9 protein-coding genes are annotated in these 13,373 nt (G+C 60.1%); 2 read left to right on the top strand and 7 right to left on the bottom strand.

Annotated elements, in window-relative coordinates:
- Positions 1-12 precede the first annotated feature (12 nt).
- From P4G45_RS16090 to dut, 5 genes are all read right to left on the bottom strand, one after another.
- Positions 13-1,332: a DNA polymerase gene (locus P4G45_RS16090; protein ID WP_348267489.1), complete on the bottom strand. Its 1,320-nt coding sequence runs from the start codon at positions 1,330-1,332 to the stop codon at positions 13-15.
- A gap of 74 nt (positions 1,333-1,406) precedes the next feature.
- Positions 1,407-2,879: an amidophosphoribosyltransferase gene (gene purF, locus P4G45_RS16095; protein WP_373694209.1), complete on the bottom strand. Its 1,473-nt coding sequence runs from the start codon at positions 2,877-2,879 to the stop codon at positions 1,407-1,409.
- 14 nt (positions 2,880-2,893) lie between these two features.
- Entirely contained in the window at positions 2,894-5,221 is a 2,328-nt protein-coding gene (gene purL, locus P4G45_RS16100) for a phosphoribosylformylglycinamidine synthase subunit PurL (RefSeq protein ID WP_348267490.1), read from the bottom strand.
- A gap of 77 nt (positions 5,222-5,298) precedes the next feature.
- Complete coding sequence (locus P4G45_RS16105) at positions 5,299-6,222, bottom strand: DUF5996 family protein (protein WP_348267491.1); 924 nt, start codon at positions 6,220-6,222, stop codon at positions 5,299-5,301.
- 56 nt (positions 6,223-6,278) lie between these two features.
- Positions 6,279-6,776: a dUTP diphosphatase gene (gene dut, locus P4G45_RS16110; protein WP_348267492.1), complete on the bottom strand. Its 498-nt coding sequence runs from the start codon at positions 6,774-6,776 to the stop codon at positions 6,279-6,281.
- Between the two features lie 85 nt (positions 6,777-6,861).
- On the opposite strand from dut, the gene P4G45_RS16115 reads away from it, so the two are divergent.
- Positions 6,862-7,827 carry a glycosyltransferase gene (locus tag P4G45_RS16115; RefSeq protein ID WP_348267493.1) on the top strand — a complete coding sequence of 322 codons (966 nt, stop codon included), beginning with the start codon at positions 6,862-6,864 and terminating at the stop codon, positions 7,825-7,827.
- Here the strand turns inward: P4G45_RS16115 and P4G45_RS16120 are convergent.
- Positions 7,824-8,651 carry a methyltransferase domain-containing protein gene (locus P4G45_RS16120; RefSeq protein WP_348267494.1) on the bottom strand — a complete coding sequence of 276 codons (828 nt, stop codon included), beginning with the start codon at positions 8,649-8,651 and terminating at the stop codon, positions 7,824-7,826. The two genes, P4G45_RS16115 and P4G45_RS16120, sit on opposite strands and share 4 nt — an antisense overlap.
- Positions 8,652-9,040: 389 nt before the next feature.
- On the opposite strand from P4G45_RS16120, the gene P4G45_RS16125 reads away from it, so the two are divergent.
- Positions 9,041-10,144 (top strand): D-alanine--D-alanine ligase, encoded by a 1,104-nt coding sequence (locus P4G45_RS16125; protein WP_348267495.1) that lies wholly within the window; start codon positions 9,041-9,043, stop codon positions 10,142-10,144.
- 34 nt (positions 10,145-10,178) lie between these two features.
- Here the strand turns inward: P4G45_RS16125 and P4G45_RS16130 are convergent, their stop codons facing one another.
- On the bottom strand, positions 10,179-13,091 hold the full coding sequence (locus P4G45_RS16130) for an aconitate hydratase (RefSeq protein WP_348267496.1): 2,913 nt from the start codon (positions 13,089-13,091) through the stop codon (positions 10,179-10,181).
- Positions 13,092-13,373 lie beyond the last annotated feature (282 nt).

The raw sequence follows: 13,373 nt of genomic DNA on the forward strand, positions 1-13,373 counted from the left end.
GAATTTTTGCGGCTACATGTAGTCAACCCCATACTGCACGGGGATCTGCGTGAAGGCGATGCGCGTCGGCGCGGATTCGCGCGCCGACAGCATACCGGCGAAGTGCAGGGTGGTGTGGCCGTATTTGAGGTTGAGTTTGTCCATGGTGGCGGAGAGCTCGGCGCGGTTGTCGGGATCGCCGAACAGCTCCGCCTGGTATTCGCTCTCGGGAATGAGGTTGCGAAGCGTCACGCCCACGAAGAACGGCCTCTGGAAATCCTCTCCCTGCGGGCGCCGGCTCCAGATGCCGCGCAGCACCTCAAGCAGAGTCAGGGTGTCGCGGCAGTTCCTGAAGCGGGCCTCCATGCCCCAGCCCGAGTGGGTGAGGCCGCTGAAGTGGCGCTTCGTCTTCATGCGCGCCGCCTGCTCCTTCGTCATGGCAAAGCGTATTGTTACCGCCATCGAACCGCTGTAGAACTTCTCCATCCTGAGCCGCATCGCCGCCTTGTGCAGCAGCTTGTGAGCGATGGCCCATGCGCCCTCCTGCGTGCGGAACTCCGGCGCCATGACGTGCGAGTGGCCGAGCGACTTCTGCACGCCGCTCGCTACCGGAGCGCCGTCATCCCCAGTCTCTTCGCCGCGCAGCCAATGGTAGAGTCGGTCGCCCCATACGCTGTCCCAGAGCTTGTGCATTCCTGCGCGGTCGAGCGCCAGCAACTGCTCCATGGTGCGGATGCCCTTGGCGTTGAGGCGCACTTCAGTCTTTGCGCCTACGCCGGGGAGGTCGCGCAGTTCGAGATGCGCGATAGCGCGGGGCAGTTGCGACGGCAACAGGCCGATCAAGCCGTCGGGCTTCTGCATGTCGCTGGCGATCTTGGCAAGGTAGCGGTTGGGGGCCATGCCGATAGAACAGCGCAAGGCCTCGCCCACATTCTTGTAGATGGACTGTTTGATTTCGAGTGCAATCTTTCTCGCCCGCGGCGGCTCCTGCTCGCGGCCTATCAACTGGCACGCCATCTCGTCGATCGACGGATTATGAGCTACAGGACAGACCAGATCCACGGCCTCAGAGATGGCTTTGGAATACCTCGCATACTCTTCGTGGTCTCCCTCGATCAGCACAATGTCGGGGAAGATTCGCTTGGCCTCGCCGACCTGCGTTCCTGTCTTGATGCCGAGAGCCTTTGCCTCATAGCTGGCGGCGATGCAGCAGGTCGTGTCCGCCTGCGTGGGCACCACCGCCAACGGGCGTCCACGATACTCCGGATGCAGTTGTTGCTCGACCGACGCGAAAAAGCTGTTCAGGTCGATGTGCAGGAAGCCGAACCGGTCGTGTTGAGCATGGGGCAGCATCTGAGAATTGACTCAGATTATATTCGCTCTCTATTCGCTATTCAGTCTTTTCTTTGCCGAAACGCTACAGCAAATCAAACACTGGCCGTAGCGGGCAGAATCTCCGAAACATCGACCCACTGCGTCGGGTAATTCCCCGTATAACAAGCGGTGCAATAAGTATTCGGCTCTGCATCGCCCTCGGTGCAGCAATGGAGCAGCCCATTCAGCGAAAGATAAGCCAGCGAATCCGCCTCGATGAACTCGCAGATCTCCTTGACCGACTTGTTGGCCGCGATAAGGTCTTTCTTACTCGGCGTATCGACCCCATAGAAACAAGGTGAGATCGTCGGCGGACACGAGATGCGCAGATGCACCTCAGTCGCCCCCGCGGCACGCACCATCCGCACGATCTTCCGCGAAGTTGTGCCGCGAATGATCGAGTCGTCGATCAAGATGACGCGCTTGCCTTCGAGCAGCGAGCGCACCGGGTTCAGCTTCATGCGTACGCCAAAGTCGCGCGTCCGTTGCTCCGGCTGGATAAACGTGCGGCCAACGTAGTGGTTGCGAATGAGTCCGAGGTTGAACGGAATTCCAGACTCCTCCGCATAACCAATCGCCGCGGTCACACCTGAGTCCGGCACTGGAACGATCAGGTCGGCAGGAACGCCCGACTCCCGCGCGAGTTGCCGCCCCATCTCCGCCCGCGACTGCTGCACCCATCGTCCAAAGACCTTCGAGTCGGGCCGCGCAAAATAAACATGCTCGAAGATGCAGCTCGCCTGCTCGGTCGTCGTATCGAAGTACCGCGAAGTGACTCCATCCTCCGAGACCATAATCAGCTCGCCCGGCTTCACGTCGCGCTCGTACTTGGCATGAAGCAGGTCGAAGGCACAGGTCTCAGAAGCAAAGACAAATGTATCCGGAGCGCCATCAACTCCCGGAATTCTTCCCATCGACAGCGGCCTGAAGCCATGCGGATCGCGCGCCGCGAAGATGCGGTTGCGCGTCATCATCACAATCGAAAACGCTCCCTCGACCTGCCGCAGAGAATCGGCGATGCAGTCCACCAGTGTCGAATGTTTCGAGTGCGCGATCAACTGGATGATGATCTCCGAGTCGCTCGTCGTCTGGAACAGCGCGCCATCGCGCTCCAGCCGCTCTCGGGCCGTGCCCAGGTTTACCAGGTTGCCGTTATGCGCAATGGCTATCAAACCCTTGGTGCTGTCGACCGAGATTGGCTGCGCATTCAGCAGCGCCGAATCACCCGTAGTCGAGTAGCGCGTATGCCCAATCGCGATATGCCCCGGCAGCTTGGCCAGCACCTCGTCGGTAAAGATCTCCGACACCAGGCCCATGCCTTTGATGTCGTTCACATTCTGCCCATCAGCCGAGGCAATGCCGCCGGACTCCTGCCCACGATGTTGCAGCGAGTACAGTCCCCAGTAAGTCATCCGCGCCGCATCGGGATGGTTATAAATCGCCATCACCCCGCACTCTTCGCGCAGCTTATCGAACGGGGTACCGTCTTCCTCGCCCAACTCCAATTCCACTTCTCCCAGCGCCACTGATTTCAAATCGCTCACGCCGTCACTACCTCCGCCGCCAACTGCGACTCCATTGCCAGGCTCCAAGGCTCTTTCAGCCCGTTCAATGCCGCCTCAACCAGAGGGACCTCGCCCGCAAAGATCTCTACTCTCTCGGGAATCGTCTCACCAAGATCGAGCGGCCAGATATCACCCGCCTCATCCAACAGTGTGCAAATGATTCCGTAGTCCTCCACGGAACAGGTCACCAGCACTTCCGTTGCATTCTCTGCGAACAGAGCGGTCACATACTCGGCCTCCGATAACGCGCCAAGTGTCGCCTTCACTCCGATATTGTGTTGAAAGCCGGACTCAGCCAGAGCCACAGCCAATCCACCATCCGCAATGTCCTTCGCCGAGTGAATCAGTCCACGCTCGGCGAGTAGCGCCAGCGCCTTATGGAGTGCTGCCTCGGCGCTCAGATCCAGCCATGGTGGGCCACCCCACAGCGCTCCGTACGTCGACTTGGCGTACTCCGAACTTCCCAGCTCGTGCTGCTGTGATGCGGGAGTCTCAAGGGTCGATTGCAGCAGCAACACCTTGTCCCCGACGCGCTGAAAATGTGCCGGCACGCTCTTCGTTACATCGTCAATAATCCCAACAATTCCCAACACCGGAGTCGGATAGATCCCCTCGCCCTTGGTCTCGTTGTAGAGCGAAACATTCCCACCTGTAACCGGCGTTCCCAGGGCGATACAAGCCTCAGCGATGCCATCGATTGCGCTCGAAAGCTGTGCCATAATCTCCGGCTTCTCCGGATTCCCAAAGTTCAGGCAGTTTGTCGCCGCGACCGGCTTAGCGCCGGTACAAGCAACTTTTCTAGCAGCCTCGGCTACAGCGTGCATCGCTCCCAGCTTCGGATCGAGGTAGGTCCAGCGTCCATTCCCCGCCAGAGCCATAGCCAGCCCGCGCTGTGTGCCCTTGATGCGCATCACGCCAGCTTCGCCGCCCGGCCCCTGCACAGTATTGGTCTGCACCATCGAGTCATACTGCTCAAACACCCAGCGCTTATCGCAGATATTCGCGCTGGCCAGCAGCTTCTTCAAATCGGCGGTGTAGTCCCGCGGCTTCTTCAAATCTTCCAGAACCGCTGCCGGAGGATCCACCGGCACCGGAGCCGTCCACGTTCCCACGGGGCGGTGGTACACCGGAGCGTCGTCAGTCAAACTCTTGTTCGGAATATCAGCGACCAGTTCGCCATGCTGCGTAATCCGCATGTTCGGCTCAGCCGTGACTGTCCCGACGATCGAGGCATCCAGTCCCCACTTCGTGAAGACGTCGAGAACCTCCTGCGCCCGAGGCTTGTCCGCCACCAGCAGCATCCGCTCCTGCGACTCAGAAAGCATAATCTCGTAGCTCGACATCCCTGTCTCGCGTTGCGGCACCAGATCAAGCTCGACTGTCAAACCCAGATCGCCACGAGCGCCCATCTCGCAGGTCGAGCATGTCAAACCCGCTGCGCCCATGTCCTGAATCCCAAGAACCGCTCCGGTCGCCATCGCCTCAAGGCATGCTTCCAGCAGCAGCTTCTCCATAAACGGATCGCCCATCTGCACATTGGGCCGCTTCTGCTCACTGCCTTCGGTGAACTCCTCCGAGGCCATCGTGGCGCCATGAATCCCATCACGTCCGGTCTTGGCGCCGACATAAATCACCGGATTGCCCACACCGGTCGCCTTGGCATAGAAGATCTCGTCGCGCTTTACCAGCCCCAGCGCAAACGCATTCAGCAGCGGATTGCCGGAGTAGCAGGTCTCAAACCGTGTCTCTCCACCCAGATTAGGAACCCCAAAGCAATTCCCATATCCGGCTACGCCGTGAACAATGCCAGTGGCCACGGCATGGTTCCGCCGCCGCAGCGTCTCATCCGGCTCGGCTTCGTCCAGAGGTCCAAACCGCAGCGAATCCATCACCGCCAGCGGGCGCGCATTCATCGTGAAAATATCGCGCAGAATACCGCCGACGCCTGTAGCCGCGCCCTGATATGGCTCGATATACGAGGGATGATTGTGCGATTCAATCTTAAAAGCGCAGGCCCAGCCATCGCCTACGTCGATGATCCCGGCATTCTCTCCGGGCCCCTGCACCACCAGATCGCTCTTGGTCGGCAGCCGCTTCAAATGCACGCGCGACGACTTATAAGAGCAATGCTCCGACCACATCACGGAAAAAATCCCCAGCTCGGTCAGGCTGGGCGTACGTCCAAGCGCAGCTTCAATGCGCGTGTACTCGTCCGGCGTAATGCTGTGCTGCTTAAGCAGCGCCGGAGTAATGGTAGCGGGGGAGGGTGTCTGAACTGGGTGCTGAACTTGCGTATTGGGCATGGCTCGCTATTAAGATTGTCGCACGTGCGGCGACCCGTCGTTGCCCCTTGGCGTTCGTACGGCACTAAACCCTTTCCCTACTGCCGTTCGAGCGCGGCGCGGTCCCACTTCGCCGCATCGGCCGCAGCCGCATACGCACTTTCTAAAAACTCCATCAACGCCGTCTCCGGCGAGGCCTGCGACCGCACATCTTCGTACTTCAAGATGAACTCCCCCAATGCCTTATCCCATCCAGCCGCAGCCGGTCGAATCTTCGCCTCCGCCAATCCCTCAGGGACCGGAGCCGCATAGCAATAAAACGCCGCCGCGCCGTAACCCCCATTCCCCGGCCAGAATCCCGCACTGATGACCTCATGCGAGTAAGCCTCCCGCTGGATTGCATCCGCCCCTGCACGCGGAGGAGCCGGCCGCCCCGAGAACCTCGTCACCGCCAAATCAAAGCTGCCCCAGAAGAAGTGCACCGGGCTCACCTTCCCCAGAAACCCCGTGCCAAACCGTCGAAAGACCTTCTCCGTCTCCATCAGCACCCGCCAGAACCGCTGCGCGTACTCCCGGTCATACGACCTATGCTCCGTATCCAGATCAAACCGGATCGGATTCGCCAGCTCGCAAGGCATCGGATCGATCTTCACGTCAACCCCCAGCGAAACCAGGCATCCTCGATACTCCTTATAGAAATCCGCCACCGTCTGCGCCCTCAACGGCACCGACATTGCCTTCCCCGATCCCATCCGAAAGTGCAGCTCGTGCGCCACAAAATCAAACTCGATATCCAGCACATCGTCGCCCCCCTTACCGACATAGTCCATCGCGGACGTGCCAAGCCCCCGCGCGGTCACATACAGCGGCACATTCCACCAATGATTCTGAAGAGGAGTCAGCGCCAGCCGTGTCTTGCCGACGATCTGCGTCCACATGTGCAGCGTATTCGCCGTTGCTGCCCACTCGTCCCACACCAGCGACGGCCACGCCGCCGCGCCGTTCGTCACCATCCCGGCCATAGCATCCTCCTTCAGAAACAGTGGAGAAAAGCATACTCCGTCGCCATGCCGTGGAGCTAAGCGCCCGTACTCCCAAATCCTGCAGACCCACGCGCCGCCTCGTCCAGTTCCGCCACCTCTTCAAACTGCGCCTCAATCCGCTGCACGATGCGAAGCTGCGCGATCCGCTCCCCGGCCTTCACCTCAACCGTGGCCGCGCTCAAATTCGTGACCACGACCTTCAACTCACCGCGATATCCGGGATCGATTACGCCAGCCAGCGTGGTCACCCCACGCACCGCCAGCCCTGAGCGGTCTTCCACCAGCGCTCCATGTGTCGAAGGAAACTCCATCGCAATGCCGGTCGGCACCGCTACCGTCGCCCCAGCGGCAATCGCCACGTCGGCTACGGCATAAACATCGGCCGCCAGGTCCCCGTAGACGCCGGTGTGCGCGTATTTTGGCAGTTGAGCCTCCGGATGCATCTTCAAAACCTTAATCTTCGGAGACTGGCCCCGCGGCGAGCCCACACCACTCTGCAAATCATCCAACTCCATCGCTGCAACAGAAGCCATTCGTGTGCTCTCTCAATCGAAATTTGGCGTACCACTCCATTGTCACCGAAACACGCCGTCAGCCGCTGTGAGTTAATAGTCAAATATGGCCGTCAGCGTTGCAGCAACCGTCCTCAACGAAGTGGACGACATCCCCGGTCTCGTAGCCAGCCTCACCGACCAGATCCTCGTTCCCGCCGAGATCATCATCGTCGACGGCGGCTCCGCCGACGGCACCTGGGAGTGGCTGCTCAATGCCAAAGCTCAATACCCCACCCTCATCCCCATCCGCGACGAGAGCTGCAACCTGAAACAATCTCCCGGCCCCATTGCGCGTGGACGCAACGTAGCGATCGCCGCCGCCACCTCCGACGTAATCGCCTGCGCCGACGCAGGCTGCACCTACCGCCCCGACTGGCTCAGCCGCCTGACCGCCCCCATCGTCGCCGGTGCTTCCGAATATGCGGTAGGCGGCTCCTGCATCGACCCCGCCTCCTCCACAGTCTGGGACATAGCCTCCGCCCCCTTCTTCGGCGTCAAGCTCAATCCCAACGAGCCCACAAAATCCTGCACTGCCCGCTCCATGGCCTTCCGCAAAGAACTCTGGCAGCGCGTAGGCGGCTTCCCCGAGACCGTCTTCCTTGGCGAAGATACCCTATTCGACGCGAAGGTTCGCAAGCTTGTCACTCCAGCCTTCCCCGAGCGCGCCAAGGCCTTCTACCGCCCCCGTCACGCCTTGAAATCAGCGCTCAGCCAGCTCGCAAGCTACGCCATAGCCGACGGCGCAATTGGTATCCGTCCCGCGCGCCTGTTCCGCAACCTGGCACGCTGCGTCGTCGAGGTGCTGGCCATCATCGACCTGCGTTGGAACCCCATCCCGCTGTTGTGTATCCTCGCGCTCGAAAACTACTTCGCCTTCCGCCTCGACTGGCGCAGCCTGCAAAAGGCGACCTTCCGTGTTCTGGCAGCCCGCTTAGTCTTCTCCCTGATGGTGCCGTGGGTGGTCAGCTGGAATCAGATCAAGGGTGGAATCACAAAAGCTCACCAGGCCAACCGTCAAAACGCGAGTTAGGCCTTCTTTCGCAACGTAAAGATCACAAAGCTGTACTCCAACCCGAACTGCTCCCAACGCACCGGCCGCTCACTGCAGTCCAGATCAACAGGACCGGTGCTCTCGAATCCAATCTGCTCCGCCAGTCGCAGAATCTCCTGAATCTCTGCCTTGGTAAAGACTTTGATTGCAGCCCCATGCGCCATCTTCCCCCGCGTATCGATCGCCGTCGGATAGTAATCCGTCGAGGTAATCAGCAGTCCCCCGGGCTTGAGCACCCGATGCATCTCCCGCAAATAGCCCTCCAACGGAACCCCATGCTCGATCACACTCATGCAGCTCACGGCGTCAAAGTAGCCGTCGGCAAAAGAGGTCTGCGTAATATCGCCGTGCAGGTAGCGAATCGGCCCCCGGCGAGCTTCGCCGGTAAACGAAAGATTGATCCCATAGAGGTTGCGGTAACCATACGCAAACAGCGTCGGCAGCACATTGCTGTAAAACTCCGCGCCCGCATCGAGGACCCGCGCCGAGGTCGTCGTTGAGCCGAGAATGGCAAACACCGCCGCAAGATGGTCCCAGTTCTTCTCATCCCCCCGGTGCAGTGGAAGCCGCGCCACTTTGGCCTCTTCCAACGCTCTCTCCCATTCAGCCCGGCTCTTCAGGGTTCCATTCGGCAGCGGCAGCTTCGGTTTCGCCACAGGCTGTCCCGTGCCGAACTTCAGTTTGAGATAGAGCCGGTAGGCGGCCTCGGGCCGTAATGCGCCGCTCTTGATACGGCGAAAAAGCCTCCGCGACAATGGCATCGGAGAAGCAGCAGGTTGCGGCGAAGGGTTCGGCTGAGGCATCAGCTTTACTATAAGGTGACTTGGCCATTGCCGCCGCATGTTGAAAGAGGTGTCATCTGCGCTAATCTGATTGCCATGGAGAGTCTATCCACCCAGCAGAGGGCAACCGAGCAACTCCCCGAGGAGTGCCCGCTCGAAACTGAGCACCACAGCCGCTTCTGCCCGACATGCAGCTCTCGCCTTGAAGACAGCCGCTGCAAGCTGGTCTGCCGAACCTGCGGCTTTTTTCTCAGCTGCGCGGACTTTTACTAGGCAAACACCTAAACCATCGTTCACCTTCGGTCTTCAACGTTGTGAGCGACCGTATCAGCCGTGGTTCGAGATGGATGATCCACAGCGATGCGGAAGTCATTCTGTCAGAAACTGAAGGTAGGAAATTCGACGAAAATATGAAGAAAAAACAACGCATTGGCATTCTCTTCGGCGGTCGCTCCGGCGAACACGAGATCTCCCTACTCTCCGCTGCCTCCATCCTGAAAGCGATCGACAAAAAGAAGTACGAAGTGGTTCCTATCGGGATCACCAAACAGGGCCATTGGGTCGGCTCCGACGAAGCGCAGGCTTTGCTGACCGGCAATGGAAGCCAGCCTGAACCGCTGCAGCTAAGTGCCGGTTCAGACCTCGTTCACCAGAGCAACAATCTTACGCAGACAGTCGATGTTGTCTTTCCCGTGCTGCATGGAACGTTTGGAGAGGATGGGACGATTCAGGGCCTCTTTGAGCTGGCCGACATTGCCTATGTTGGCTCGGGCGTTCTTGGGTCCGCCGCAGGCATGGACAAGGACGTGATGAAGAAGCTCTTTGCCGCCGCCGGACTGCCGCAGACGCCGTACCTCGCGCTGACCCGCGCCGAGTGGAAGGCTGACCCGAGGCGTTGCACGCGCCAGATCGAAAAAGCGCTGCAATATCCTGTGTTCGTGAAGCCCGCAAATCTCGGTTCGAGCGTCGGCATCTCCAAGGTGCATGACCGCTCCGAATTGGCCCCCGCGATGGATCTTGCCGCTGGCTTCGACCGCAAGCTGGTCATCGAGCAGGGAGTGGGCGGGCCGGGCGTGAAACCCCGAGAGCTTGAGGTGGCTGTGCTCGGCAATGATGCTCCCGAGGCTTCGGTGGTGGGAGAGATCGTTCCCGATAAAGAGTTCTACGACTATGAGGCGAAGTACGTCTCCGATGCCAGCATTCCGATCATTCCAGCCAAACTGACTGCGGCGGAATCGAAGCAGATCCGCGCCATGGCGATCGCCGCCTTTCGCGCCTGCGATTGCGCCGGGCTGGCCCGCGTGGATTTTTTGATGGAGCCGGCGCGCAAAGGGAAGAAGGCGCAAATCTATCTGAACGAGATCAATACGATGCCCGGCTTTACCAGCATCAGCATGTATCCCAAGCTGTGGGGTGCGACGGGGCTGCCGTACAAACAGCTCATCGACCGCCTGATTGCGCTGGCTGTGGAGCGGCATAAAGAAAAGCTGGAGACCAGCTTCAGCCTGAAATAGTGGACAGATTAGCGGCTGAAGCTGGTCTCGGTGGTTACGCCGATGCCGTACTCTTGCTGGCAAGTTGCCGCAGAACGTACTGCAGGATTCCACCGTTCTGGTAGTAGAGGATCTCCTGCGGTGTGTCGATGCGCACGGTGGCGGCAAACTCGATGGTCTTGCCGAGGTCCGATTCGGCGAAGACAGTGATCTCCTTGCCATCGGCGAACTTGCCGTCGAGCATGGCCTTCAGTTGTCCCGCAACGTCGCCAATGGCATAGACCTCTTCGCCCGTCAGGTGCAGCGATTCGGCGTTCTGTCCGGGCAGGAATTGCAGCGGAAGAATGCCCATGCCAACCAGGTTCGAGCGGTGAATGCGCTCATAGCTCTCCGCGATGACGAAGCGAACGCCCAGCAGCAGCGGCCCCTTGGCGGCCCAGTCGCGCGATGAGCCGGAACCGTACTCCTTGCCCGCGATGATGGCCAGTGGCGTGCCACGCTCGGCGTACTTCACCGAGGCATCATAGATCGACATCGGGACGTCATCCGGCAGAAACCGGGTCACGCCGCCCTCGGTTCCTGGAGCGAGCCGGTTGCGCAGCCGCACGTTGGCAAAGGTACCGCGCACCATGACCTCATGGTTGCCGCGCCGCGAACCGTAGCTGTTGAAGTCCGCAGGCTTCACGCCATGCTCGCTCAGATATTTTCCCGCCGGGCCATCTTTCTTGATCGAACCAGCCGGAGAGATATGGTCGGTGGTTACGCTGTCACCCAGAACCGCCAGCACACGCGCGCCATGGATGTCCTTCACCGGCTCCGGCTGCGCGCCCATGCCGTCGAAGTAGGGGGCCTTGCGGATGTAGGTCGAATCCGCCTCCCATCCATAGGTGTTGCCCTCTGGGAATTTCAGGTGCTGCCAGTTCTGGTCGCCCTCGGTGACGGTGCCATACTCATGCCGAAACATCTCCGAATCGATGGATGAGGCAACCGTGGCTGCGACCTCGGCCTGAGTTGGCCAGATGTCCCGCAAATATACCGGTTGGTCGTCCTTGCCCTTACCAATCGGCTCGGTATCGAAGTTGTGTTTGATATGCCCGGCGAGAGCATACGCAACCACCAGCGGAGGACTCATCAGATAATTGGCCCGGACCTCGGGCGAGATGCGCCCCTCAAAGTTCCGGTTCCCCGAAAGAACGGAGACGGCAACCAGACCGTGGTCTTCAATGGTCTTGGAGACGTCGGTTGGCAGCGGCCCTGAGTTGCCGATGCAGGTGGTGCATCCATACCCGACCACCTGGAAACGAAGCGCATCGAGATAAGGCATCAGCCCGGACTTCACAAAATAATCCGTGACGACGCGAGACCCCGGAGCCAGCGAAGTCTTCACCCATGGCGGCGTCCGAAGCCCCTTCTCCACGGCTTTTTTAGCCAGCAGACCAGCGGCGATCATCACGTAAGGATTCGACGTATTGGTGCACGACGTGATCGCAGCAATCACAATCGAGCCGTGGTCGAGATACTTCTCTGGATCGATGCCGAACCGGCCTTGGATCGAGACCTGGGGCGCATCCATTACAGCCGTCTCCCCGTCTTTCTTGCGAAGTGTGGCGACCGGAACCGTGGCTGCTTCGACAACCGGCGCGGGAACTCCGATGTGGCTATTAACGTCGCCGTAGGCGCTCGGATGGCCACCTTCTCCCTCCCAGCGGACGAGTTGCCGGTTCACGCCGCCATTCGCATTGGGCCCCAGCAATGAGGGAAGCTGCTGCTCGAACGACGCTCCCACTTCGGGCAGCAGCACCCGGTCCTGCGGGCGCTTCGGTCCGGCCACACTTGGCCGCACGGTGTCGAGATCGAGCGAGGTGGTCACCGAATACTCGGCCTCCTGCGCATCGGGCGTGTGGAACAGGCCCTGCTCACGATAGTAACTCTCGACCAGCGCAATCTGTTCCTCGGTGCGTCCCGTCAGGCGCAGATAATTCAGCGTCTCGGCGTCAACCGGGAAGATTCCGCACGTCGCTCCGTACTCAGGAGCCATATTCGCAATGGTGGCGCGGTTGGCCAGCGGCAGTTCGGAGACGCCCGAGCCATAGAACTCGACGAACTTGCCCACGACGCCCAACTTGCGAAGCTGCTCGGTCACGGTCAACACCAGATCAGTGGCGGTGGTCCCTTCCTTCAGCTTGCCTATCAGTTTGAAGCCGACCACCTGGGGCACCAGCATCGAAACCGGCTGTCCAAGCATGGCCGCCTCAGCCTCGATACCGCCGACGCCCCATCCCAGCACGCCGAGACCATTAATCATGGTCGTATGCGAGTCGGTCCCGACCAGCGTGTCAGGATACGCGGAGACAGTTCCATCGGCATCTGGCTGGGTCGTGAATACCACGCGGGCCAGATACTCGAGGTTCACCTGATGACAGATGCCCATCCCCGGGGGCACCGCCGAGAAGTTGCGGAACGCCGTCTGGCCCCACTTCAGAAATGCATACCGCTCGCGGTTCCGCTGAAACTCCATGGCCGCGTTCAGATCGTAGGCCAGTGTTGTCCCGAACTCATCCACCTGTACTGAATGATCGATGACCAGTTCCGCAGGTTGCAGCGGGTTGATGCGCTCCGGATCGCCGCCCAGGGCGCGCATGGCATCGCGCATCGCAGCCAGATCGACGACGGCGGGAACCCCGGTGAAGTCCTGCATCAGCACGCGGGCAGGCATGTAGGCGATCTCGCGTGAAGGCTCGGCCTTGGGGTCCCAATTGGCGAGAAACTTGATGTCTTCGGCGGTGACGGTGCGGCCATCCTCGTGACGAAGCAAGTTTTCGAGCAGGATGCGCAGCGAAAATGGAAGCCGCGTCAGATTGATACCCGCATCGGCAAGCGCCTGCAGGCGAAAGATACTGTAGTTGGTGGAACCAGACTTCAAAGTGGACTTGCTTTTGAAAGAATCAGGATGCGATTGGGTCGGCATGGTCTCTTCTCCAGAGGAGCGCTACTGTTTCCATTACGGAGCGCGAAGTGAGGGCCGAAGGCGCGGAGTGCAGCGCGAACGGCAAGGGGTGAAGCCTATCAAAATTCTGCGAAGGGGTATAGCTAGCAGCGCCCGCGGTCAGGACGACCGTGGCGAAAGCGCTTCGTGCATGGAAGACAGCCAGCCATCGGCTCCATTTTACTTCGATTCTCCCTCGCTGCGGTAGGTGGCATCCGGTGTTGTCTTTTTATAATGAGACCGCCAAGCCGCCACCGCCGCACT

Source organism: Edaphobacter paludis, from assembly GCF_039993895.1.
GTDB lineage: Bacteria > Acidobacteriota > Terriglobia > Terriglobales > Acidobacteriaceae > Edaphobacter > Edaphobacter paludis.

Bases quoted from the DNA above. Each gene is read 5' to 3' on its own strand.
- P4G45_RS16130 (WP_348267496.1), bottom strand. From the start codon at position 13,091: ATGCCGACCCAATCGCATCCTGATTCTTTCAAAAGCAAGTCCACTTTG.
- purL (WP_348267490.1), bottom strand. From the start codon at position 5,221: ATGCCCAATACGCAAGTTCAGCACCCAGTTCAGACACCCTCCCCCGCT.
- P4G45_RS16090 (WP_348267489.1), bottom strand. From the start codon at position 1,332: ATGCTGCCCCATGCTCAACACGACCGGTTCGGCTTCCTGCACATCGAC.
- dut (WP_348267492.1), bottom strand. From the start codon at position 6,776: ATGGCTTCTGTTGCAGCGATGGAGTTGGATGATTTGCAGAGTGGTGTG.
- P4G45_RS16125 (WP_348267495.1), top strand. From the start codon at position 9,041: ATGAAGAAAAAACAACGCATTGGCATTCTCTTCGGCGGTCGCTCCGGC.
- P4G45_RS16120 (WP_348267494.1), bottom strand. From the start codon at position 8,651: ATGCCTCAGCCGAACCCTTCGCCGCAACCTGCTGCTTCTCCGATGCCA.
- P4G45_RS16115 (WP_348267493.1), top strand. From the start codon at position 6,862: ATGGCCGTCAGCGTTGCAGCAACCGTCCTCAACGAAGTGGACGACATC.
- P4G45_RS16105 (WP_348267491.1), bottom strand. From the start codon at position 6,222: ATGGCCGGGATGGTGACGAACGGCGCGGCGGCGTGGCCGTCGCTGGTG.